This window comes from Fusobacterium sp. FSA-380-WT-3A (assembly GCF_012843705.1).
In the GTDB taxonomy this organism is placed as follows: domain Bacteria; phylum Fusobacteriota; class Fusobacteriia; order Fusobacteriales; family Fusobacteriaceae; genus Fusobacterium_B.
On record NZ_JABAFQ010000001.1, the window covers coordinates 232,088 to 256,841 of the forward strand.

Below are 24,754 nucleotides of genomic sequence, written 5' to 3' on the forward strand. Positions count from 1 at the left end.
GAGAATATGGAAAATCAAAAAAGTATTGTACTAGATTATTTAGAAAGTGGTTTAAAGAAAAAGAATGAGATAATGTTTAATTTAAAAAATATGGAGAAATTTAATTTTTCTAAAAATAAAATTTATATCTTTATTTTTCTGCATATTGTTACTATATTAGGATTTTATATAATATTTTATATAATTAGTAAACCTGTTTTTTATTATAAAAATTTTATGGAATATGTATTAAGCCCTGTATTGTCTGTAATTAATATTATAGCAATTATATATATGATTGCACTTATTATAACATTAAAACAAAGAGTAATTAAAATATATTTTGATAACTCGTATATAAAAATAAAATTATTTAAAAAAGTATATTTTGATGATATTGCAACAATTAGAGTTTCTCAAATAAAAAATAAAGTAGAGATAGGGATAATAAAGTATAATGGAGAAAACATCACTTTAGATACAGAAATAAAAAATCCTAACTCTATTGAAAAAATTACAAAAGAAGAAGAAAATTTTGAAAAATTTTTAGTAATATTAAAAGAAACTTTTAAAGAAAAGCTTATAGTGGAGGAATATCAGAGAGAAGCTACTAAAAAATCTATTTTAAAAATTATCGGAAAAGTTATAGTTGTATATATTATAATAAATTTACTTTCATCTCTAACTAGTAAAATGATGACAAATTATACAAGAGGAAAAGATTTTTCGAGAAATGGTGTTGAGACTGAAACTTATGGTGGTGGATATGCAGAAATTCCTTATAAACATGGGCAAAAAAATGGAATAGCAAAATATTATACAAGTGATAAAAGACTTGAAAAAGAGGTTGAATATAAAAAAGGAGAAAGAGTATTTGAAATTGAATATGATAAAAATGGAAAACTTTATATGGAAACAAAATATAAAAATGATAAAATAGAACATCATAAAAGTTACTATCCAAATGGAAATATAGATATGGAATTTATATATGAAGATAATTTTTCTAAAGAGAAATATTTTTCAGAAGATGGAGTTCTTGTTAAAGAGGAAAATTATAAAGATGGGGAACCTCATGGAAAAAGAACTGTTTATTATCCAAATGGAAAAACTTTTATAGAACTAGAATATAATGAGGGAAAAGTAGTTTGGCCTATTAAGGTTTATGATAAAGATGGAAAATTAAAATTAGAAGAAGTAGCAAGAGGTTCAGATAATTTTATTGAAAGAAAAATATATAATAATGATGGAAAACTTAAAGATACACAAATTATTAAAAAAGAAGATTTAGAAGTTTGGGAAATATATTATAATAAAATTCGTGCTCTTAACTACTTTACACAAAAAGGAGTTATGGAAAGGGAAATTGAGCTTTTAGAAAAAATATAGATAAGGTGATTGTATGAAAAAAATAATACTTGGATTTTTAATTCTCTCTTCTTTAGCTTTAGCAGATAAACACCCTGATAAAAGAGCTGACTTGTACCTTAAAGATGGAAAATATTATTCCCCAGACATTAATGATGTTTTTACAGGGACTTTAATTTATGCTACAAAACCAGAAAATATAGATTATCTTGAGATAATTTATAGAGATGGATTAATTTCAGAGGAAAAAGAACTTTATGAAAGTGGTGCTATAAAAAAATTAACAAAATATGATGAAGAGGAAGATGCCTATTTAGAAGAAAAATATTATGAGGACGGAACTTTATCTCAAAGAAAATTAATAAAAGATGGACAAGAAAGAATAGTTTTTATTAATGATAACAATATTCCTAATGATAGAAATTATTTTTCTTTTGATGGAAGATTAGATAAAAAATTAGAAGTGAATGGTGATGTACGAATAAGATATAGAAAAGAAGATAATTTTGTAAATGATGCTGACCTTTATTCTAAATTTTATAATGATATTAATATAAAAGAGGAAAAAACAGGAAATTTAGAAAATTTTTCTAGAAAATATGAATATGGGCTTTTAGTTAATGAAAGTTATAATAAAGTCAATGAGAAAGAAAAAATCATAAAACAAATAAATTTTGAAGATAATATTTTGACTGTAACAGAAGATAATAAAGAAACAAAATATTATTTGAATGGTAATAAAAAATATGAAGATATTACCTTCAAAGATGAAAATAATATTTTACATAATGAAACAAGATATTTTGATGAAAGTGAAAAAATAATTTCTGAAAAAATATATTTGAATAATGATTTAAAGAAAGAATATAAAGATAAAGATTATGAAAATTATATGGAAAGATTAAATAAAAATCTTCCTTATACTATAAAGTATCCAGATGGAAAAATAGCTTATGAAAAATATCTTACTAAAGATAATAAAACAATAGAAAAGTATTTTTCAAAAAATGGAACTTTAACTTTTTCAGGAGAATATTATCCTAATATCTATAAGAAAAGCATAAAAAAATTAATAAATGAATATGATGATGGACTTGAAGCAAAAGTTGAGTTACCTAAAAATATAAAAAGATATACAGTTGAGGGAAAACTTATATTTGAGTCTAAATTTGAAGAAAATAAAAAATTTACTAAATTTCATAAAATAAGTTATCATAAAAATGGAAAAATTTATTATGATGAATTAGAAACAATAGATAATACAACAGATATAATGGTTAGAGAATTAAAAAGATATGATGAAAAAGGAAATTTAGAATATAGTCTAAAATTAGACAATAAAATAAAAACCGAAAGTGCATATAGAGATAATAAAATTCAATATAAATATGAATTAAGAAAAGAAGATGGAGACCTAATAGAAGAATATAGTATTTACTATAATAATGGAAAGAAAAGATATTCAGATGAGTATCATACAAATTATAGAACAGGAAAAGGTTTTAATTATATAAGAACCTATGATTTAGATGGAAAAATGAAGAAAGAATCTAAAAGAGAATATCAATATTAGGAGAAATTATCTATGAAAGAAAAAAATAATATTAAATTTAAAATAATAGTATTTTTATTGATTGCATTGGGAATAGGAAGTGAATTTTATCCTTATAAAAAAGTTATACAAGACTATCGAGAATATAAAAAGAGAATAGCTCCATATACTGCAGATAGAGAGGTATTTTATCCTGACGGAGTTTTAAAATATAAAAAAGAGGGAAAAAAAGAGGAGTATTATCATAGAAATGGTGCTTTAAGAAGAGTACAAGAAAATTCTAAAGCTGATATTAGATATGATATTGGAGGAAATGTTATAGAAAGATTTGCCCAAGAAGAGAGTAAAGTAGAAAATGGTGTAGACAAAATATACTCTGTTAATGGGAATATAGTAGCAGAATCTAATTATAAAAATGGAAAATTGGATGGAAGTAAAAAAATATATTTCATTGACTCAAAAGATATTTTTGCAGAAGAAAATTATAGAGATGGAATGAAAGTAGGGGAGCAAAAGTATTATTTTAAAAATGGAGATATAGAAGTTTATGAAAAATATGATGAAAATGGAAAATTAAAAATTAAAAATGAATTTTTCTTTTCAGGAGAACCAAAATCTTCTTATGATTTCACAGAAAAAAATAGAAGAGAAACTGTAGAGTATAATGAAGATACTAAAAAAATAAAAGAGAAAGAGATAATTTTATATTCTGATAATGAAGAAATATTAGAAGAAATTAAAGAACACTATAATGAAAATGGAATTAAAAGATATATAACAAAAGAAGTAAAAAAATCTAATTTAGAAGAAACAAATATTTATTATGAAAATGGAAATCTTCAATATACTTATTATGAATTATTTGGTAAAAGAATGCCTATTGGAAAAACATATTATAAAAATGGAAATCTTGATACAAATAATTATTATGATGAAACTAATAAAAAACTTATATCAGAAAAGTATTTTGAGAATGGGAAACTTGAATCTAAAACTATTCATGAAAATAAAGAGATGATTAGTGATATAGAATATTATATAGAATACAGAAATAATGGAAAGAAATTTTATGAGGTAAAAAAAGTAGGGGATAAGAAGATAGAAAAGTTTTATGGAAAAACAGAAAAATTATTATATGAAAATGTGATAGAAGGTGATAAATAATGGAAAATCTATATGATAAACTTTGGGAAAATACAAAAACTTGGAAGTTTGACCCCTTTGTATTTATAGTCTGCTTATTTACCTTAAAAAATTATCTTATATCAATTCCACTTAACCTTAGTATACTTGTTTTTTATTGTATGTTAAGTGAAAAATATACTATTAAACATTCAAAAAAGTTTTTTTTATCTTATTTATTATGGGGAATAGTATTTTTAATTCTGATTATTATAATAACTGTTCCTGTAATATTCTTTTTAGGATTTGATGATGCTGGAAGTATAAGCTCTGAAACAAAAACTTTTATAATGTCTGGCTCTCTTCCTATGATATTTAGTAGTATAAAAATTTTATTTTCAGTAATTTTATCATATAAATCTCAAAAATGTAAAAGATTGGCATATGAAGAATATGAGGAATCTAAAAAGGGAGAGGAGGAAAATTTGTGAAAAAAATAATTGTTTTAGGAAGTTTAATTTTAACTTTATGTAGTTGCAGCTTTTTAGAGCCAAAAACAGAAGTAGGAGCTTATGGAATGGAGGCAGCAGCTTTTGCTCTTTCTCCAATAATTTATCCAGTTGCAAAAGTAAAAGAGGAATTTAAGTTCCAAGTGGAACAATCTCAAGAGGAAAAAGAGAGAAAGCAAGGCTTAACAACTGTACCTGGAAAATCAAAATCACAAGGATATTTTAGCAGTGATTGGTTTATGGGAAATTTTTATAGGAATGAATATGTTATATATGATATTTTTTCTGACAAAAGTGGATTTATTACAGAAAGAAAAGGGTATCTTCCAAGTGGACAATTAATAGTCCATGAAAAATTTAGAAGAAGAGAAAAAGTTTATGAAAAAGTATATTATCCAAATGGAAAACAATATTATTTAGTAGACCATGATAATTCTCAATATATATCTTATGATATAAATGGAAATTTAACAAAAAATTTAACAGGAAAAGAAAAGTTAACTAGAGAATACTATGGAGAAACTTTAATTAAGGAAAGTTACTCTAAGGGAGAAATGAGATATTGGAAAAATTATTATGATACAGGAGCTCCTAAAGGAGTAGAAGTAACAAATATGATTCTTGAAGACCAAAAATTATTTTCAGAAGCTGAAAAAACATTAAAAGATTGGAATGAAGTTTATGAAGGGGTAAGAAAATCTGAAAAAACAAAATATAATGGAAAATATAGAATTTACTCACCAAACGGTGATATTTATGCAGATTTTAATTTCAAAAATGGATATGCTGTTGGAGAGCAAAAACAATATTATTGGAATAGTAAAAAATTATTTTCAAAATTTATATATGTAAATGGAAATTTAGAAAAAATTATATACTATTTTAAAAATGGAAAGATTAAAGAAATCCATGATAATAACTCATATAAAAGCTATAATTTAGCTGGACAACTAATAGGAGAAGGGAATAGTAAAGGAAGAAAAGAATATTATAATGGAAAGTTAATAGTATTTAGACCAAAAACTGCTGATTGGGCTGATGATGAAACTAAATATTATTTAGATGGAAAACTAAAAGCTCAAATGCAATTTGTGGATAATGATTCTAGAATAAGAGTATTAACTTATTATCATTATAATGGAAAGAGAAAAGAAGAATACATAAGTACTATTTATCCTGACCAATTATCTATATACAGAGAATATTATATGAATGGAAAAATGAAATATGAAGAGATAAAAAATAGCGATATATATAGAAAAATAATAAGATTTTATGATATAAATGGAAATCTTTTAAAAGAAAAAAATCAGAAATTTTAAGCCATAGACAAATATATATAAAAAATCGTCTTAAAAGAAAAAAGAAAGGGAAGACTGATTATGGAAATTTGGTTTGCTATAGGAATTATATTTTTAATAATTGAAGGAATTAGTTTTGGTCTAATTTCAATTTGGTTTTCTTTAGGTGCTTTTATAACTATGTTTTTTTATAAATTGGAATTTATGAATCAGTTTTATATATTTGTAGTAACTTCAGGAATATTTTTAATTTTTATAAGAAAAATAGCTGTAAAAAAGTTTAAAGGAAAGAGTAAGGACTTAAATAGAATTCAAAATAAAAAAGTCAAAATTGAAAAGGTTGAAGAGAGAGGAGGAGAGAATATATATACAGTTTTTCTTGATGGGAAATATTGGTATGGTATTTCTGAAGAAAAACTTACTCTTGATGAAATTGTTAATGTAAAAAAAATAGAAGGAAATAAACTTATACTAGAAAAATCTAAATAATATTAGGAGGGACAAATGCTTTTTATATTTTTACTAATTTTAGTTATTATAATTTTAGCTGCTATTCATATAAGAATAGTTGCTCAGTCACAAGCTTATGTTATTGAAAGATTAGGAGCTTATTTAACTACTTGGGATGTTGGTTTAAACATTCTTATACCTTTCATTGATAGAATTGCTAAAAAAGTTTCTTTAAAAGAACAGGTATTGGATTTTCCACCACAACCTGTTATTACAAAAGATAATGTTACTATGCAAATAGACTCTGTTATATATTTTCAAATTACAGACCCAAAATTATATACATATGGTGTTGAAAGGCCACTTAATGCTATTGAAAATTTAACAGCTACAACTCTTAGAAATATTATTGGAGAGATGGAGCTTGACCATACCCTTACTTCAAGAGATACAATAAATACTAAAATGAGGGCTATACTAGATGAGGCAACAGACCCTTGGGGTATAAAAATTAATAGAGTGGAATTAAAAAATATTATTCCACCAGCAGAAATTCAAGATGCTATGGAAAAACAAATGAAAGCTGAAAGAGAAAGAAGAGAATCAATATTAAAAGCAGAAGGGCAAAAAAAATCAGCTATTCTTGTGGCTGAGGGAGAAAAAGAAGCTGCTATATTAAGAGCTGAGGCTAAAAAAGAAGCTGAGATAAGAGAGGCTGAAGGAAGAGCTGAAGCTATATTAAAAATTCAAAATGCTCAAGCAGAGGGAATAAAACTTTTAAAAGAAGCTGGAGCAGATAAATCTGTACTTGCTCTAAAGAGTATGGAAACTTTTGTAAAAGTGGCTGATGGACAAGCTACAAAAATAATAATTCCTAGTGATTTACAAAATCTTACAACATTTAGTGAAATTTTTCATGAGGGAACAAAAAAATAGTTTTTTTAAGAGTTGGGTAACCAACTCTTTTTTTAAACTTTTTATAAAAAAATAAACTCTAAATAACGACTAAATTACAAAGGAGTATTACTATGAAGAAAAAATTATTATTTTATTTTTTATTTTCTACTTTAGCTTTAGCTAGTGTAGATGTAAAGACAATATCAAAAAATGAAGAAACAGAAAAATATAAATATGAATTTTCATATCCTGAATTTATTTTAAATGAAAAATCTTTATCAGTAAATAATGAGATTGAAAAAATTGTTAATGATAATATAAAAGGGTTTAGAAAAGAGGGAATGAATAATCCACATAAAAATAGACCTTATGAAGCTAAGATGATTTTTAAAGAGTTCAAAAATAATTTTGGGATAACATCTACTTTGGTAATGAATTATTTTTATACAGGAGGAGCTCATGGAACAACAGGACTTACTTCTTATAATATAAATTCAGAAACAGGAAAAAATCTAGCTTTTAATGATATTTTTTCTAAAGGAGCGAAAAAATATTTTGAGCAAGAGATAATTAAAAAAATAGAATCTGAGTTAAGAAAACCTTTAGAGAAAAGAGATGTTAATTATTTTGGTGAAAAAACAATGAGGGCTGTTGATTTGGATAATGCTGTTTTGTTTTTTAGAGGAAATGAATTTGTAATTAGATACCAACAATATGCCATAGCACCTTATTCAGAAGGTACACCAGAATTTACATTTACAAAAGAGCAAATAGAAAAATATTTAAAAATATAGTGGAGTGATATTATGGGAGCTTTAACAGGATTAAAAATTTTAGATTTTTCAACATTATTACCAGGACCTTATGCTACTCTTATGTTAGGGGATTTAGGAGCTGATATTATAAAAATAAGTGCTCCTGATAAAAAAGATATAGTGGCTGATTATCCTCCTTATATAGATGGTTGTGATATTACTGCCAATCAAGCTTGGCTTGGAAGAAATAAGAAAAATCTTTTTCTTAATTTAAAAACAGAAAAAGCTAAAGAAATTATATATAAATTGATAAAAGAATATGATATAGTAATTGAACAATTTAGACCTGGAGTAATGGATAGATTAGGATTTGGTTATGAAGATTTGAAAAAAGTAAATCCTAAAATTATATATTGTTCTCTAACAGGTTATGGACAAACAGGACCTTTAAAAAATAATGCTGGCCATGATATAAACTATCTTGCTAGAAGTGGAAATATGAATTATTCAGGAAAAGAAAATATAGGCCCTGTGTTAACAAATATGCAAATAGCAGATATAGGAGTTGGTTCTCTTCATTCTGTTATAGGTATTCTCTCTGCTGTATATTTCAGAGAAAAAACAGGAAAAGGACAATATATTGATATATCTATGTTTGATGGACTTATTCCATTTCATGCTATGGAAGGGGCAAGTTTCTTAGTTAATGGAATAGAACCACAAAGAGAAAAAACAAGACTTAATGGTGGAAGTGCCTATGATTTTTATGAAACAAAAGATAATAGATATTTAAGTGTTGGTTCTCTTGAACCAAAATTTTGGGAAAACTTTTGTAATTGTATAGAACTTCCAGAACTTATCAAAGAAACAGTAATGCCTGAAAATGTAAAAGAGATGAAAGAAAAAATTAGAAAAAGATTATTAGAAAAAACTTTAAAAGAATGGCTGGATATATTTGAAGGAAAAGATGTTTGTGTAGAACCTGTTTTAAATATGAGGGAAGCTTTGTTAGAAGATGAACATATAAAAGATAGAAAATTAGTTGTAGACGTAAAAGTAGCTAATTCTCAAGAAAAAATTGTAAAGCAAATGGGAACTCCATTAAAACTTTCAGAATGTCCTATAGAATATAAGGAAAGTGGATATCCTTTAGGTTACCACACAAAAGAGATACTTGAAAAATTAGGATATTCAGAAGAAGATATTAAAAACTTAATAGAAGTTGGAGCAACATCTCTGTATGAAAAATAATTATAAAAAATATTATAAATCTCCTATTGGACTTCTAGAAATAATTTATGATGAAAATTATATAAATTCTGTGGAGTTAATAGAAAATATAGATTTTGAAAATAATCAAAGTGATGATATAGGAGAAAAAGCCGTAAAACAATTAAAAGAATATTTTTTAGGACAGAGAAAAAAATTTGATTTACCATTAAACTTTAAAGGAACAGATTTTCAAATAAAAGTTTGGAAAGAATTGGAAAAAATTCCTTATGGTGAAACTAGAACTTATAAAGAAATTGGTATAAATGTAGGATGTCCAAAGGGAGCTAGAGCCATAGGAAATTCTAATAATAAAAATCCATTTATAATAGTAATTCCATGTCATAGAGTTATAGGAAGCAATGGGAAATTAGTTGGATATGCAAAAGGATTAGATATAAAAAAATATCTTCTTGATTTTGAAAAAGAAAATATATAAATAAAAACGCTAAAGAGAGGAAAAATCCAATCTTTAGCTTTTCTTTTATTATTTTTTCTCTTCTTCTTTTGGAAGAATAAGATTTAGTAATAAAGCAAGTAGAGTTGACATTACAACACTAGAACCAAATATTAATTTTATAATTTGAGGAAATTGAGCAATAGCTTGTGGTACTTGACCTATCCCAGAACCTAAAGCTACAGATAATCCAACTATTATCATTGTTCTTCCAGTAATTCCATTTTTACTGATAATTTGTATTCCAGTCATACTTATCATAGAGAAAACTGTTATAGTTCCCCCACCGATTACAGCTGAAGGAATTGTATTTATTATAGCTCCAAATTTTGGCATAAAACCAGCTATTAATAAAAATGTAGCAGCCATTCCTATTACATATCTACTTACCACTTTTGTTAATACTACTAATCCAACATTTTGTGAATATGTTGCTGTTGGAAAAGAGTTTAAAGCAGAAGCTACTAAAGCACTGAAACCATTTCCAATAACTCCACCAGACAACTCTTTATCAGTAACTTCTCTATTCATTCCTCCTAAAGTGACAGCAGATAAGTCTCCTACAGCTTGAATAGCAGTTACAAGATACATAATAGACATAGCTATTATAGAACCAATTTCAAATTGAGGTGGTCCAAATACAAAGAATTTAGGTAGAGCAAACCAAGAAGCTTCTTTTACAGGAGTAAAATCTACAATTCCTAAAAATAAAGAGATTATATATCCAATAGTCATTCCAATTAAAATTGAAGATAATTTTGCAATTCCTTTAGTATAGTGATTAAAAAATAAAACTATTCCTAAAACTATTAAACTTATAGCCCAGTTTTCATAAGAGCCATATGTAGGACTTCCAACTCCACCAGCCATATAATTAATTCCTATAGGAAATAGAGATAAACCAATGGAAAAAACTACTGTTCCAGCTACTAAAGGTGGAAAAAATTTTCTTATTCTTTTTAAATATCCTCCAATTAAAATAGAAACTACTCCACCCATTATTTGAGAACCAAATAATATTGGCAAACTTCCTGAACCATCAGACAAAATTGCTAAAGTAGTTGGTAAAAATCCAAAACTTACACCCATTACTACAGGTAATTTAGACCCTGTTTGCAAACCAAAAATTCCAATAGGATAAATTTGTATAAAAGTGGCAATGGCAGCAGTTAACATAGAACATTGAATCAAAATTGTAATGATGTTTTGGTCTAATTTTGCAACTCTAGATACAATTAAAATGGGAGCAACATTTCCTACAAACATAGCTACAATATGTTGAAAGGCTAATGGTAGAGCTTCTAAAAAAGAAGGTTTTCCATCTATTTTGAATAACTCACTAGATTCTGTTAAATTTTTATTTTCCTTTAACATTTTTCCTCCATAAAAACAAATGTAATATTTTAAATACAGAATATTTTATCATATTTTTTTAATAAAATCTAGTAATGAAAAAAATGTTGATTATAAAAAATTAATTTATAATCAACATTTTGTTTTATTATTTTATTATGTTAAATTAGATATGTCTTTTTCTTGTTACTAATAAAATAACTACAAGAGCTATCATTCCAAAAGGAAGAGCTAAAAATAAATTTCTAGTATATCCTACAATAATATATGAAATAAAAGATATAGCAGCTACAGTTAGAGCATAAGGTAATTGAGTATAAACATGGTTTACGTGATTACTTTGAGCTCCAGCAGAAGCCATTATAGTAGTATCAGAAATTGGTGAACAGTGGTCTCCACAAACAGCTCCAGCCATGCAAGAAGAAATTGCTATTATCATCATTTGATGGTCACCATCAAATACAGCAACAACTATTGGAATTAAAATTCCAAATGTTCCCCAAGAAGTACCAGTAGCAAAAGCAAGTCCACAACCAACTAAGAATATAATAGCTGGTAACATATTCATTAAAGAACTAGCTGAAGTTTCCATAAAATGAGCTACATAAGGAGCTGCTCCTAAACTATCAGTCATAGCTTTTAAAGTCCAAGCAAAAGTAAGAATTATTATAGCTGGAACCATAGCTTTAAATCCTTCTGGAATACAACCCATACAGTCATGAAAACTTAAAACTCTTTTTACAGAATAAATAATTATTGTTAATATCATAGCAAATATACTTCCTAAAGAAAGTCCTAATGAAGCATCACTGCTTGAAAAAGCTTCTACAAATGTAGCTCCACTAAAAAATCCTCCAGTATAAACCATTCCAATTACACAACAAATAATTAATAAAATAATAGGAATTACTAAATCTAATACAGAACCTTTTTTATTTTCTTGAACTTCTTCTGTAACAAATGAACGGTCAGCAGTTGTAAATAAATCTCCTTTTAAAGCATTTTCTTCATGAATTCTCATTGGTCCATAGTCTACATTAAAAATAACTAATGTCACTAACATAAAAATTGTAAGAAGAGCATAGAAATTATAAGGGATAGCTTGAATAAATATAGAAAATCCATCTTCTCCAGGAACAAATCCTGTAACTGCTGCTGCCCAAGAAGAAATAGGAGCAATGATACATACTGGAGCTGCTGTTGAATCTATAATATAAGCTAGTTTTGCACGAGATACATTATATTTATCTGTAACAGGACGCATAACACTTCCAACAGTTAAACAGTTAAAATAGTCATCAACAAATATTAAACAACCTAATAATATTGTAGCAAGTTGAGCTGATATACGAGATTTTATTTTTTTACTAGCCCACAAACCAAAAGCTAATGACCCCCCAGCTGCATTCATAAGACAAACCATAGTTCCTAAAACAACTAAGAAAATTAAAATTCCTACATTATAACTATTTGAAAGAACTGAAATAAATCCATCTTGTAAAATGTGAGTAGCAGTTTTTTCAAAAGTAAATCCTGAATAGAATAAACCTCCAACAGTTATTCCTATAAATAAAGAACTATAAACTTCTTTAGTTATAAGAGCAAGAACTATAGCTACTACAGGTGGTACTAATGACCAAAATGTAGAATAAAGTGCTGGTTGATAAGTTTCTTCTCCAGCAAAAGAAAAGACAGATAGCAGTAAAAACATTGAGCATATTAAAATGCTTCTAATAAAACTTTTTTTCATAAAACCCTCCATATTTATAAAAAATTAATGTTGACAAATAAAAAAAGCCACAATTAACATGAGGCTTCACAAAAATGAGTTATATTCAATTAGTGATAATGATAAAACTAATTTACTTTGATAGCTCTCCACAAATTTGTGACAGTCTATTACATATTTTGTAATAGCCCAAGAATTATATGGTGTAGTATAATTCTTTCGGCAATTTCCCCTTTTGTCTAAATAACAGTTCACCAACTTTTTACATTTAGATTACTCTTGAAAATTGCAACCTCTATCCTCTAGCTTATTTACTTTTGTGCATTATACTACTTATTTATATAAAAGTCAATACAAAAGTTAAAAAATATATTTTTATAAAATAAATAAAAAATATAAATATAATCTATCATATAAAACTGTTGTAATTTTTTATAAAGTTATAAAAAAATATATTGAATATACTAAAAATATATGATAATATATGTTAATATTTAAAAAAAGGGGTGAGTGTGATGAATTTTATATTTTTATCTCCAAATTTTCCAAAAAGTTATTGGAATTTTTGTAGAGGATTGAAGAATAATGGAGTTAATATATTAGGGATTGGGGACGCAGAATATGACAGTTTATCTCCAGAGTTAAAAAATTCTCTTAATGAATATTATAAAGTTTCATCATTAGAAAATTATGATGAAGTTTACAAAGCTTGTGCTTTCTTTGCTTTCAAATATGGAAAAATTGATTGGATAGAAAGTAACAATGAATATTGGCTATTAAGAGACGCTAAACTTCGTACAGATTTTAATGTAAATACAGGATTAAAAAATGATAGAATAGCTGGTATAAAATATAAAAGTAAAATGAAAGAGTTTTATGCTATGGCAGGAGTAAAAACAGCTCGTTATCATATAGTTGATAATTATGAAAATTCTTTAAATTTTATTGAAGAAGTTGGTTATCCTGTAATTGTAAAGCCAAATAATGGAGTTGGAGCAGCTGCTACTTATAGACTTGATAGTAATGAAGAATTTAATTTTTTCTATGAAACATATGATAAACAAGTGGAATACATAATGGAAGAATTTATAAATGGAGAGTTACTTTCATATGATGGAATAGTAAATAGTAAAAAAGAAATAGTTTTCGAAACTGCTCATGCTTATCCTATTCCTATTATGGATATTGTAAATGAGAAAAAAGATGTTAGTTATTATTCTTATAGGGTTATCCCAGAAGATTTAAAAGAAACTGGTAGAAAAACTGTCCAAACTTTTGATACAAATAGTCGTTTTTTCCATTGTGAATTTTTTAGACTTTTGGAAGATAAACCAGGATTAGCAAAAAAAGGAGAAATATTAGGTCTAGAAGTTAATATGCGTCCACCTGGAGGATATACTCCTGATATGATGAATTTTGCTAACAATATAGATGTTTATCAAATTTGGGCAAATATGATTTGCTTTGATGAAGGAAGATTTGACCCTAACTCAAGACCATATCATTGTATTTATGCTTCAAGAAGGGATGAACATAATTATGTAAATTCAAGAGAAGAGATTTTAGAAAAATATAAAAATAATATAGTGATGATAGAAAGAATGCCTGATGTATTTTCTGCAGCTATGGGAAATGATATGATTACTGCAAGATTTGAAACATTAGAGCAATGCCTAGAATTTGAAAATGATTACTTAAAACAATACTAGAAAAAGGGGGAGAGAATATGCATATAGCTTATTATAGAGAATACAGCCATTCTTTAGGAAGAGATATGGAGTTTAAAGTTTATGGACATAGTGGAAAACCTTGTGTGGTTTTTCCGGCTCAAGATGGAAGATTTTTTGATTATGAAGGATTTGGAATGGTTGAGTGTATAAAAAATTATATAGAAGAGGGAAAAATTCAACTATTTTGTGTTGATAGTATAGATTTAGAAAGTTGGTCTAGAAAGAATGGGGATTATCAACAAAGAATAGAACAACATGAAAAATGGTTTAACTATATAATTAATGAAGCTATTCCTAGATTTAGGGAAATTTATCAAGAAACTTCTGGAAACTACTATTATGGAAAATTTTTAACAACAGGATGTAGTATGGGAGCATATCATTCAGCTAATTTCTTTTTCCGTCGTCCAGATGTTTTTGATAGTGTTATATCTTTAAGTGGATTATATGATGCTAATTTCTTTTTTCCAAACCACTTCAATGAATTAGTTTATAATAATTCACCTGTTGAATTTTTAAGAAATATGCCTTGGAATCATCCTTATCTAAATATGTATAGAAATTCTAAAATAATAATCTGTGTTGGACAAGGTAGATGGGAAGAGGAATGTATTAGAGATACAGATTATATGAAAGAAAATCTTGAAAGACTTCAAGTTCCAGCATGGATAGATTATTGGGGATATGATGTTGACCATGATTGGCCATGGTGGAGAGTACAACTTCCATATTTTTTAAGTCATATATTATAAGGAGCGAATTATGATTATCAAAGAGGAAATTTTTATAAAACCTTTTAAAGAAAATAGACTTTTACATATTTATTTACCTGATGATATAGAAGAGGGAGAAAGATTTCCTGTTATGTATATGTTTGATGGACATAACCTTTTTTATGATTCTGATGCTACATATGGTAAATCTTGGGGTATAAAAAATTTTTTAGACTCTGTTAACGGAAGAGTAATTATAGTAGGTATAGAGTGTAATCATGAAGGTAATATGAGATTATGTGAATTTTCACCATACTCTTTTACAGATGAAGAGTGGGGAAAAGTAAAAGGATTTGGTAAAAAAACTACTAATTGGATAGCAGATATACTAAAGCCTTATATTGATTCAAAATTTCCAACTTTACCAGAAAGAGAGTTTACTGGTATAGGTGGAAGTTCTATGGGAGGTTTGATGTCTGTTTATGGAATAGCAACTAGGTCAGATGTTTTTTCAAAAGCTGCCTGTGTTTCTCCATTTTATGACTATATATTTGGAAGACTTATTAAGGATATAGAAAATTCATCTTTTAATCCTGATACTACTATATATATAAGTTGGGGAAAAAGAGAGTTTGCAGGAGCTAAAAACCTTGCTATAGGAACTGAAAAAAATTTAATAATAACTAGAATGTTTACAGAGAAAGGAGCTAAAGTTTTTCCACATTTAATGATAAGTGGTGGGCATGATGAAGCTTCTTGGGAAAAAGAGTTACCTTCATTTTTTTCTGAATTAGGATTTATAGAATAGAATTATAAAATAAAAATAGGCTATTACAGATTAAAAAAATAATTAATTTGTAATAGCCTTTTTTATAAATTAATATATATAAATATTTTTTATAATAGGACTTTTAATGAGGAAATTTATATTTTCTTATTAGAATAAAAATTATTTCTATAAGTTCAATAATTTAACTCAATATAATGTTAATTATATCTGATTAAATATGTTTTATAATTATTATTATAAATAAAAATTATTTCTATAAGTTTTTAATTTTATATAAAAATCTATAAATTAACTTAAGGATTATAGAATACTAATTTACTAAAAAAATATATCTTAAAACCTTTTATAAATTATAAAAGTAAAAACATATTATAAAAAGTCCTATTATTTTTTATATTTATTTAATCAAGGATTTTTGATATAACTTTTTTATCAAGTAAAGACTTTGCATTTATATATATTTCTGTTACTTTAGTATCTGAATGTCCTAAGAAATCTCTAATCTCTATTAAGTCTGCTCCATTAGAAGAAAGTTCTGTAGCAATTGCATGTCTTATATTGTGAGGGCTTATATTTAACCCTATAACTTTTCCCATATCTTGAATTATGTTATAAAGAGCTTTGTATGAAAGTTGAGAATTTTTTTCATAAGAACTAGAAAAAACATATTTCTCTTCTAACTCTTCTTCTGAGTATCCATACATATTCATAATATAATTTTTAAATTCTAAAAGTTTTTCTACTAAATTATTGTGTAAAGGTTTATATAATTCTTTTCCACTTTTAGACTTTTCTACTTTTATAAAATAATCATTATCTCTTTTAAGTATATTTTTATATCGGACATTTAATAATTCCTGGCTTCTCATTCCTGTATAAAATAGTGTGTACATTATGATTGTATTTCTATATTCCTTTTCTCCAGAAACTTTGTAATTAGCTAAGATATTTTTTATATCTTCATAAGATACTTTTAAAATATTATCTAAATTTCTAGAAGTCTTAAAAAGTTTTATATGTTTTAGTGGATTAGAGACATTATATTTTTCTAGCTCTTTATACAAAGATTTAAGAGCAGACATAATTTTATTAACAGATGTTTTTTTTAGTTTTCTTTCATATAAAAGATGAGAAAGATAATCTTCTATATCTTCTTCTGTTATATCAAACATAAGTTCTAAGACTTCATCATTTTGTATAGGCTCTCCACTATCATAGACAAAAAGTAAAAAATCATTCAAATAAAAAAAATAATCTTTCATAGTCTTTTCACTACGATAGATTTCAAATATAGATTTTCTATTTTCTTTTTCTCTTTTTTTTCTACGCCTAACAGAAATTTCATTTTTTTCTTTTACTATTAAATCCAAAACAACACCTCTTTTATATATTAATATATAGGACTTTTTTATAAAGAGTATATATTTATATTTCTAAAAAATTAAGATAACTTTGTACATCTAAGTTTTATATTATAGTAATAATATAAAATTAATAACTTATAAAAATAATTTTTATTTTATAAAAAACTAATAATTTCGACTATGAAATTAAAATTTTGCAATTAATAAAAAAGTCCTATTCTTAATTATATTTATCATATAATATCTTCTAAAGATATTTCTTTTACTTCTCCAATTTTTAAATCACCAATTTCTAATTTACCAAAAGAAATTCTATATAAATATATAACTTTATTATTTACAGCTTCTAACATTTTTTTTACTTGATGAAATTTTCCCTCATTAATAGTTAGATGAATTTTTTTATTTTCTATTTTCAGAACTTTTGCTGGCATTGTTATATATCCTCCTATGTCAACACCATTTCTCAATTTTTCTAAATCTTCTTCTGATATATCTCTTTCTAATATAGCCATATATGTTTTTTCCACATGGCTTTTAGGGGAAAGCAATTTATGATTAAGTACTCCATCATTAGTAAGAAGTAATAATCCTTCTGTATCTTTATCTAATCTCCCTACAGGGGCTAAGTCTTTTTTTATAACCCAATCTGGTAAAAGTTCCATTATAGTTTTTTCTCTTGGGTCGTCTACAGCAGTTATGAAACCAGCTTTTTTGTTTAGGATATAGTATCTAAATTTTTTATATCTAAGAATTTCTCCATTTATTTTTATTATATCATTATTCTCGTCAATATTATCTTTTGAGGAAATTTTAAAATTATCATTAACAGATATTTTTTTATTTTCAATTAAAGATTTTACATCTTTTCTACTTCCTAAACCACATTCAGTCAAAAATTTATCTAATCTCATTATTTTCCTTTCTATATTTATTATAAGCATTTATGAGCATTAAAATATTATTTTGAGATTCTATACTATACAAATCACTATCTGTGTAAAAATTAAAAAGTTTCCATATCTCAAGTGAATCAATATGATATAGTTTTCTACTTTCTTTGTCAAGATATTTGATATAGTTGTATATTTCAGTATAAAAATTAATTTCAAATGCTCTATCAAAGATTTCTTCTTTGTCCAAAGTTAAAATATATTTTTTAAAAGTTTTGTATTCTTTAGATATATTACTTTCTTTATTCATTTTACTCTCCAAAATATAATATATATTTATTGTACCATAAAATTATTAATAAATAAAATTATATTTTCTCTCTTGACAATAGAAATATAAAGATAGTCTAAAGAATAGATTAAATTTTAAAGGAGATGGAATTTATGGATTTTTATGGAAGAAGAAGTATTAGAAAATACAAAAATATACCTGTAGAAAAGGAAAAAATAGATGAACTGTTAAAAGTTGCTTTAATTGCTCCTACTGGTCATAATGCTAGAGCTTGCGAATTTATAGTATTTGATAATGAAAAAGATGTAAAATCTTTAATAGGAATAAAAAGTTCTGGAGCTGGATTTTTAGAAACTGCTCAAGCTTGTATAGGGGTGATTTGTGATGGGGAAAAAGCTATGACTTGGATTGAAGATGCTTCTATTGCTGCTTATGCTATACAATTGAAAGCACATGAGTTAGGGCTTGGAAGTTGTTGGTGTCATTTAAAAGAAAGACAAAGTGTAGATGGAAAATCATCAGAAGAAGTCTTTAGAAAGCTTACTAATACCCCTGAAAAATATCAAGTACTATGTTTAATAGCTTTAGGATATCCAGATGAGGAAAAACCTAGTTATACTGAAGATAATATAAATTTTGAAAAGGTAAGTTATGGGAAATATGGAAATAGAAACTAAAGAGTTAGATTTAATAAATATAGATTGGAATCAAAAAAACTATAAAGAATTTATTAATTTTTTACATTCAAAAAAAGAAAAAAATTGGGATATAGAAAGACATTGTAAAGTTCTTAATATTCCAATAGATACTTGTATTGGATTGAAAACTCCCATTATAAAAAAAATTGCTAAAGATATTTCTAAAGGTGATTACAAAAGTTTTTTATCTCTTAATATAAATAATACATATGAGGAAAAATTAATAAGAGGATTAGTTATAAGTTATTTGAAAATATCTTATAATGAATTAGAAGATTATCTTAGAGATTATTATGAAAAATATGTTGACTCTTGGAATTTATGCGATTGTCCTATAGGAAGTTATAAATTTATAAAAAACTATAAAAAAGAATATTTTGAATTTATAAAAGATTTTTATAAATCTAAAAATCCTTGGATTATAAGAATTGAATTAGTCTCTCTTCTAAGTTATTATACAGATGATGAATATATAGATATAGTTTTAGATATATGTGAAAAGATAAAATCTGATGATTATTATGTAAATATGAGTTTAGCTTGGTTATTATCAGAGCTTTTTGTAAAACAAAGAGAGAAAACTTTAAATTTTTTAGTTAAAAAAAGAGAAAAAATTGATATATGGACTTATAATAAATCTATACAAAAAATTAGAGAATCCTTTAGAGTTTCTCAAGAAGATAAAATATTTTTAGATGGATTAAAGATTAAAAAATAGATTTTTCTTTGACTTTTTTATTATATAGTGTATAATATACCTTATAAATTACATGATAAGGAGAACTTTCAATGGTTGACTTTAATAAATTAGATAAGTATATAGACTATATAGAAAAAGGAAGAGTTCCAGATATTTTTACATTCAATGAATTTGCTGTGGAATTTTACAATGTTTCTAAAGTAGTTCCTTTATCTAAGTATTTAAGAACAAAGGGAAAAGTAACAAAGCTTCCTAAGGTTATGAATATGAAAAAAGCAGGAGAAGTCTTACAAGAAACTAGAAAAGATAGTTCAGAAATTAGAAATTATCTTAGAAGAAAAGGATATGTAAATATTCCTGAACTTAATTATACATCTATTATGCTTTTGAGAAAAGTAGATTTAATGGATAATTGGAAGAGATTACTTATCTATTTTGGTGGTGGAAAGACTATTGGAGAGATAAATGATTCTACAAAAATAAATCTATTTCCTGAAGAGATAAAGAGATTAGAAGATTTTATAATGGAAAATTTAGAGATAACAGAAGAGGAATTAAACTGGCTTTTAAGCATGTATGATAAAATTAATAATAATAAATTATTGTTAAAAGCTATAAAAAAATTAAATAAACAAATGTAGTGGGAGAGTTTCATGAAAAAAAGTATTTTTTATAAATACCTGTTAAGAGTATCTATTTATATATTTTTATTTCCTATATTTATAACAGGATATTCATTAAAAATTTATGATAATATTTTTAAAAATAAATAATATTATAAAATAAAAGCTGGATAATAATTCCAGCTTTTTTTATAATTATAACATTTTATTTTTTGATAACCAAAGAGCTATTAGGAAACTAAGAACAATAGATATAACTATTACACTTAAAAATCCAAAATTGCTTTCACCAAAAGGGACTAATACATTCATTCCCCATATTCCCGATATAATAGTAGGGACAGCTAGAACAACTGTAATTGATGTAAGTCTTTTCATTACATTGTTTAGGTTGTTTGACATAATAGTAGAAAAAGCATCCCTAGTGCTACTTAGGACACTAGTATAAATACTTGCCATCTCTATGGCCTGTTTTGTATCAATAATTATATCATCAAGAAGCTCCATATCATCTGGATATTTTTTTACAAGTTGCATTCTCATAATCCTGTCTAAAACAGCCTCATTAGATTTTAAAGAAGTTGTAAAATAAACCAGTGATTTTTCTAACTCAAGTAATAACATAAGTTCATCATTATCTAAGTTTTTCTTTAAACGACTTTCTACAACATCACTAACACGTCCAATTTGTCTTAGGTAATATAGATAATATGATGTATTTCTAAATAGGAGTTGTAAAATAAATCTAGTTTTTTTATAAGTAAAAAATTCTTTAACCTTTCCTTTTATAAACTCATCTATTAAAGGAAATTTATCTATAGTAATTGTGATAATGTTATCTGGTAAAAGTATAATCCCAAGAGGAATTGTTGTAAAGGAACATTTATCATCACCATCATTATGAATTGGAATGTCAATAATAACTAAAATTATATCTCCATCTATTTCTAAACGAGATTTTTCCTCTTCGTCTAAGGCTGCTCTTAAATGCTCTTGAGGGATATCTAAGACAACTTCTAAAGCTTCTATTTCTTCATCTGTAGGAGCAGTTAAATTTATCCAAGTGTTTTTTTCTCTTAAAATTTCATAATTAACAATGTCATCATCATCAGTTTTGTAGTATAAATAATCTAATTTATTTTTTTCATTAGTTTTTATAACTTGTATCATTTAAAATCCACCTTTCATAATAAAACATCTCTTTATCATGAAAAGTTTGATGATAAAGAGAACTATATTTTTTTATAACACAAGGAATACGTGTCCATATAACAAAACCACCTCTTTAATTAAAATTTTTATTTACATTACATTTTACTAAAATTTTTATAACTTGTAAAGTTTTTTTTATCTAATAATTATTTACTTGTGAATTTAGGAAATTTATTGTATAATAACTTAGTTAATATTTTATTTAAGGGAGGTTTAAATTGAAAAAAAATATGTTCAAATCATTTTCAAAAATTTTTTTGGCTGGAACAATAGCAATGGCTACTGTATCATGTGGAGGAAATAAACAGGAAATAAATTCAAATATTCTTCATGTATATAGTTGGGCTGAATATATTCCAACAGAAGTATTTGAAGGTTTTGAAAAGGAAACAGGAATTAAAGTAGTGGAGGATATTTATTCTACAAATGAAGAGATGTTTACAAAATTAAAAGCAGGTGCAACAGGATATGATTTAGTTATGCCTTCACCTGATTATGTAGAAATTATGATAAAAGAGCAAATGTTAGATAAAATTGATAAAACAAAAATATCTACTTTTGAAAATATAGATAAAGATATGTTAGAGAAATTAGCTGTATTTGATGCTAACAATGATTATTCAGTTCCTTATACAGTTAGTTCTACTTTAATAGCAGTAAATACAAAGTATGTAAAAGATTATCCAAGAGATTATTCTATTTATGAAAGAGAAGATTTAAAAGGAAAAATGAGTCTTTTAGATGATATGAGGGAAGTTATGGGGGCTGCTTTAGGAATGTGTGGATATCCACAAGATGTAGCTGATGAAAAAGCTTTCAAAGAAGCAGAAGCTAAAATAAATAGTTGGAAAAAAAATATAGCAAAATTTGATTCTGAATCTTTTGGTAAAAACTTTGCAAGTGGAGATTTCTGGGTAGTACAAGGATATGGAGAAAATATCTATATGGAACTTACAGATGAACAAAAGAAAACTACTGATTTTATAATTCCTGAAAAGGGTGGAATTTTCTCATTGGATTCTTTTGTAATTTTAAAAACTGCTCCTAATAAAGAAGCTGCACATAAATTTATGGAATATATTCACAAACCAGAAGTTTATGCAATGATTGCTGACTATCTAGTAGTTCCATCTATAAATGTTCCTGCTAGAGAGCTTACAAAGGAAAAACCTTTATTCCAAATGGAAGATTTAAAAAATAGTCAATTATTAAGAGATACAACTGCTACTTTACCAATGCAGAATAGATATTGGGAAAAAATTAAAGGTGGTTTTTAATAAATTTATAGGGTGATAGTATGAAATTTAGAATTAACAGAGAAGAATTTATAAATATTTTATCTGATTTTTCTCTTATATTAAAAGAAAATCCAATAAAGCCTATAATAGCTGGATTAAAAATAGAAGCTACTAAAAAAAATATAGTATTTACAGGAACTTGTCTTGAATCTAATTTAATAAAAGTTATTGAAGGAAAAGTAGAGGAAGAGGGAATTGTTGTTGTAAAATCTCAACTTATCCTTGAATATGTAAAACTTTTAGATGAAGAAGAGATAGAAATTTATTTAAAGGATAATTCTTTAGTTGTTCATCAAGGGGAATTTATTGTTTTAGATGATAATATATACCCAGTAATATTGAAAGAAGAATTTACTACAATTACCACTATTAATGCAAAATTATTTTGTGAAGCCCTTGAAAAATGTAAATTCTGTGCTTATCAAACAAGTGATAACTTAGCATTAAACTGTATAAAAGTTTTATTTAATAAAGCTTCTATGGAATTTATAGCTAGTGATTCATATAGACTTGCTTATTTTAAAGAAAATAATGAATCGAATGAAGAAAAAGAATATTCAATACCTCTTGATAGTATAAACTCTTTTACAAAAATTATAAAAGATGTAGATATGGATATGGTTATAGGATATAGTAATAAGCATTTGATATTTGTATGGGGAGATACTTATTATTCTACAAGAACAATAGACTTAGCCTTTCCTAATTTCCGTCAAATCTTAGATTTTAATTCTTTTGATAAAAATATGGAGTTTAATACTGATGAGTTAAAAAGCTCTCTAAAAAAAGTTATAACTGTAGCAAAAACAAGTTATGAAGCGAAATATGGAGCTATATTTGATTTTAAAAATAATATTCTTACTATTCAATCTCATTCAGGAAAAGGAAAAATTAGTCAAAAAGTTAATATGATAAAATCTGGAGAGAATTTTAAAGGTTCTTTAAATACAAAATTCTTGCTTGAATTTTTAAATAATATTTCTAAAAATACTATGGTAGAGGGAGTTAATGCCTCATCAATGTTTAGAATCACAGAGTATGATAATCCTAATTATATTTATATTTTAATGCCTTTAGCTTTAAAAGGATAGTTATAATAAAAAATTCTGGTAGCTGAGCTACCAGTTTTTTTATATAAATTTTTCAAAGTTTATAAAAATAAAATTGACTTAAATAAAAGTAGTGATATAATAACTTGTAAGATAATAATTAGGAGGAGTTTTATGAGTTTAGAAAGTGTAAAAAAATATTTTTTAGATAATGATTTACCTCTTATGGTAAGTGAAACAGATAAAGACACAGGAACTGTAAAAGATGCTGCTATAGCTTTTGGAATAGAAGAAGATGAAATTGCTAAAACAATGGGATTTTTATTAAAGAGTGGTGAGTGTATATTAATTCTTATGAAAGGGACAGCTAGAGTTGATAATTCAAAATTTAAAGCTAGATTTAAAGAAAAAGCAGTTATGATACCTTTTGATAGAGTTGAAGAATTAACAGGACATATGCCTGGAGGAGTTTGTCCCTTTGGTTTAAAAAAAGATTTAAGAATCTTTTTAGATGAAACTTTAAAAGAGTTTGATATAGTTTATCCAGCTGGAGGAACACCCCATTCAGCAGTTAAAATAACTGTGGATATGTTAGTAGATGTTACAAAAGGTGAGTGGGTCAATATAACTAAATAAAATTGAGGAGAATTT

The 24,754-nt window shown here is 25.7% G+C and carries 25 protein-coding genes and 1 riboswitch; of the genes, 19 read left to right on the top strand and 6 right to left on the bottom strand.

The features are described 5' to 3' along the window. Positions 1 to 6 precede the first annotated feature (6 nt). The 10 genes from HF862_RS01125 (at position 7) to HF862_RS01170 (ending at position 9,641) form a co-directional block, all read left to right on the top strand. Positions 7 to 1,368, top strand: a complete 1,362-nt coding sequence (locus HF862_RS01125) for a toxin-antitoxin system YwqK family antitoxin (protein WP_170186078.1) — start codon at positions 7 to 9, stop codon at positions 1,366 to 1,368. Positions 1,369 to 1,381: 13 nt separating this feature from the next. Beyond that, positions 1,382 to 2,920 carry a hypothetical protein gene (locus tag HF862_RS01130; RefSeq protein WP_170186079.1) on the top strand — a complete coding sequence of 513 codons (1,539 nt, stop codon included), beginning with the start codon at positions 1,382 to 1,384 and terminating at the stop codon, positions 2,918 to 2,920. 12 nt (positions 2,921 to 2,932) lie between these two features. Next, positions 2,933 to 4,063 carry a hypothetical protein gene (locus HF862_RS01135; protein ID WP_170186080.1) on the top strand — a complete coding sequence of 377 codons (1,131 nt, stop codon included), beginning with the start codon at positions 2,933 to 2,935 and terminating at the stop codon, positions 4,061 to 4,063. Beyond that, a complete protein-coding gene (locus HF862_RS01140; RefSeq protein WP_170186081.1) occupies positions 4,063 to 4,512 on the top strand; it encodes a hypothetical protein in 450 nt (149 codons plus the stop codon). The genes HF862_RS01135 and HF862_RS01140 overlap by 1 nt, the downstream gene beginning before the upstream one ends. Further along, complete coding sequence (locus HF862_RS01145; protein WP_170186082.1) at positions 4,509 to 5,852, top strand: hypothetical protein; 1,344 nt, start codon at positions 4,509 to 4,511, stop codon at positions 5,850 to 5,852. The genes HF862_RS01140 and HF862_RS01145 overlap by 4 nt, the downstream gene beginning before the upstream one ends. Before the next feature lie 60 nt (positions 5,853 to 5,912). Further along, the gene (locus HF862_RS01150) at positions 5,913 to 6,320 is read left to right on the top strand and encodes an NfeD family protein (RefSeq protein WP_170186083.1); all 408 of its coding nucleotides are present in this window, start codon (positions 5,913 to 5,915) and stop codon (positions 6,318 to 6,320) included. Positions 6,321 to 6,335: 15 nt separating this feature from the next. Continuing rightward, entirely contained in the window at positions 6,336 to 7,217 is an 882-nt protein-coding gene (locus tag HF862_RS01155) for an SPFH domain-containing protein (protein WP_170186084.1), read from the top strand. Between the two features lie 92 nt (positions 7,218 to 7,309). Next, on the top strand, positions 7,310 to 7,972 hold the full coding sequence (locus HF862_RS01160; RefSeq protein ID WP_170186085.1) for a DUF3298 and DUF4163 domain-containing protein: 663 nt from the start codon (positions 7,310 to 7,312) through the stop codon (positions 7,970 to 7,972). Positions 7,973 to 7,984: 12 nt separating this feature from the next. Beyond that, positions 7,985 to 9,184 carry a CaiB/BaiF CoA-transferase family protein gene (locus HF862_RS01165; RefSeq protein WP_170186086.1) on the top strand — a complete coding sequence of 400 codons (1,200 nt, stop codon included), beginning with the start codon at positions 7,985 to 7,987 and terminating at the stop codon, positions 9,182 to 9,184. After that, positions 9,174 to 9,641 carry a methylated-DNA--[protein]-cysteine S-methyltransferase gene (locus HF862_RS01170; RefSeq protein ID WP_170186087.1) on the top strand — a complete coding sequence of 156 codons (468 nt, stop codon included), beginning with the start codon at positions 9,174 to 9,176 and terminating at the stop codon, positions 9,639 to 9,641. Before HF862_RS01165 ends, HF862_RS01170 begins: the two co-directional genes overlap by 11 nt. A gap of 48 nt (positions 9,642 to 9,689) precedes the next feature. On the opposite strand, the gene HF862_RS01175 is transcribed toward HF862_RS01170, so the two are convergent. Further along, positions 9,690 to 11,033 carry a uracil-xanthine permease family protein gene (locus HF862_RS01175; RefSeq protein ID WP_170186088.1) on the bottom strand — a complete coding sequence of 448 codons (1,344 nt, stop codon included), beginning with the start codon at positions 11,031 to 11,033 and terminating at the stop codon, positions 9,690 to 9,692. A gap of 145 nt (positions 11,034 to 11,178) precedes the next feature. After that, positions 11,179 to 12,762: a Na+/H+ antiporter NhaC family protein gene (locus HF862_RS01180; protein WP_240934736.1), complete on the bottom strand. Its 1,584-nt coding sequence runs from the start codon at positions 12,760 to 12,762 to the stop codon at positions 11,179 to 11,181. A gap of 113 nt (positions 12,763 to 12,875) precedes the next feature. Then, a riboswitch (Lysine riboswitch) is annotated at positions 12,876 to 13,047 on the bottom strand. A 209-nt stretch (positions 13,048 to 13,256) separates the two neighbouring features. Between HF862_RS01180 and HF862_RS01185 the strand changes: the two genes are divergently transcribed. Genes HF862_RS01185 through HF862_RS01195 form a run of 3 tightly spaced genes read left to right on the top strand, consistent with a single transcriptional unit; the run spans position 13,257 to position 15,992 of the window. After that, entirely contained in the window at positions 13,257 to 14,450 is a 1,194-nt protein-coding gene (locus HF862_RS01185) for an acetyl-CoA carboxylase biotin carboxylase subunit family protein (protein WP_170186090.1), read from the top strand. A 17-nt stretch (positions 14,451 to 14,467) separates the two neighbouring features. Beyond that, the gene (locus tag HF862_RS01190; RefSeq protein ID WP_170186091.1) at positions 14,468 to 15,223 is read left to right on the top strand and encodes an esterase family protein; all 756 of its coding nucleotides are present in this window, start codon (positions 14,468 to 14,470) and stop codon (positions 15,221 to 15,223) included. A 10-nt stretch (positions 15,224 to 15,233) separates the two neighbouring features. Beyond that, positions 15,234 to 15,992 carry an alpha/beta hydrolase gene (locus HF862_RS01195; RefSeq protein ID WP_170186092.1) on the top strand — a complete coding sequence of 253 codons (759 nt, stop codon included), beginning with the start codon at positions 15,234 to 15,236 and terminating at the stop codon, positions 15,990 to 15,992. Between the two features lie 383 nt (positions 15,993 to 16,375). On the opposite strand, the gene HF862_RS01200 is transcribed toward HF862_RS01195, so the two are convergent. The 3 genes from HF862_RS01200 to HF862_RS01210 form a co-directional block, all read right to left on the bottom strand. Further along, positions 16,376 to 17,344, bottom strand: a complete 969-nt coding sequence (locus HF862_RS01200) for a tyrosine-type recombinase/integrase (RefSeq protein WP_170186093.1) — start codon at positions 17,342 to 17,344, stop codon at positions 16,376 to 16,378. 227 nt (positions 17,345 to 17,571) lie between these two features. Beyond that, positions 17,572 to 18,252: a pseudouridine synthase gene (locus HF862_RS01205; RefSeq protein ID WP_170186094.1), complete on the bottom strand. Its 681-nt coding sequence runs from the start codon at positions 18,250 to 18,252 to the stop codon at positions 17,572 to 17,574. Beyond that, entirely contained in the window at positions 18,239 to 18,541 is a 303-nt protein-coding gene (locus tag HF862_RS01210; RefSeq protein WP_170186095.1) for a hypothetical protein, read from the bottom strand. The genes HF862_RS01205 and HF862_RS01210 overlap by 14 nt, the downstream gene beginning before the upstream one ends. 134 nt (positions 18,542 to 18,675) lie before the next feature. On the opposite strand from HF862_RS01210, the gene HF862_RS01215 reads away from it, so the two are divergent. From HF862_RS01215 to HF862_RS01225, 3 genes are all read left to right on the top strand, one after another. Next, positions 18,676 to 19,200, top strand: coding sequence for a nitroreductase family protein (locus HF862_RS01215; protein WP_170186096.1), 525 nt, complete (start codon positions 18,676 to 18,678; stop codon positions 19,198 to 19,200). Continuing rightward, positions 19,175 to 19,939, top strand: coding sequence for a DNA alkylation repair protein (locus HF862_RS01220; RefSeq protein WP_170186097.1), 765 nt, complete (start codon positions 19,175 to 19,177; stop codon positions 19,937 to 19,939). Before HF862_RS01215 ends, HF862_RS01220 begins: the two co-directional genes overlap by 26 nt. Before the next feature lie 71 nt (positions 19,940 to 20,010). Continuing rightward, the gene (locus tag HF862_RS01225) at positions 20,011 to 20,562 is read left to right on the top strand and encodes a hypothetical protein (RefSeq protein ID WP_170186098.1); all 552 of its coding nucleotides are present in this window, start codon (positions 20,011 to 20,013) and stop codon (positions 20,560 to 20,562) included. Between the two features lie 177 nt (positions 20,563 to 20,739). Here HF862_RS01225 and HF862_RS01230 read toward each other — a convergent pair whose 3' ends face one another. Next, positions 20,740 to 21,714, bottom strand: a complete 975-nt coding sequence (locus tag HF862_RS01230; protein WP_170186099.1) for a magnesium transporter CorA family protein — start codon at positions 21,712 to 21,714, stop codon at positions 20,740 to 20,742. A gap of 272 nt (positions 21,715 to 21,986) precedes the next feature. Between HF862_RS01230 and HF862_RS01235 the strand changes: the two genes are divergently transcribed. From HF862_RS01235 to HF862_RS01245, 3 genes are all read left to right on the top strand, one after another. Next, positions 21,987 to 23,033, top strand: a complete 1,047-nt coding sequence (locus HF862_RS01235) for an extracellular solute-binding protein (protein WP_170186229.1) — start codon at positions 21,987 to 21,989, stop codon at positions 23,031 to 23,033. 20 nt (positions 23,034 to 23,053) lie between these two features. Further along, positions 23,054 to 24,145, top strand: a complete 1,092-nt coding sequence (dnaN, locus tag HF862_RS01240) for a DNA polymerase III subunit beta (RefSeq protein WP_170186100.1) — start codon at positions 23,054 to 23,056, stop codon at positions 24,143 to 24,145. Positions 24,146 to 24,277: 132 nt separating this feature from the next. Continuing rightward, on the top strand, positions 24,278 to 24,739 hold the full coding sequence (locus HF862_RS01245) for a YbaK/EbsC family protein (protein WP_170186101.1): 462 nt from the start codon (positions 24,278 to 24,280) through the stop codon (positions 24,737 to 24,739). Positions 24,740 to 24,754 lie beyond the last annotated feature (15 nt).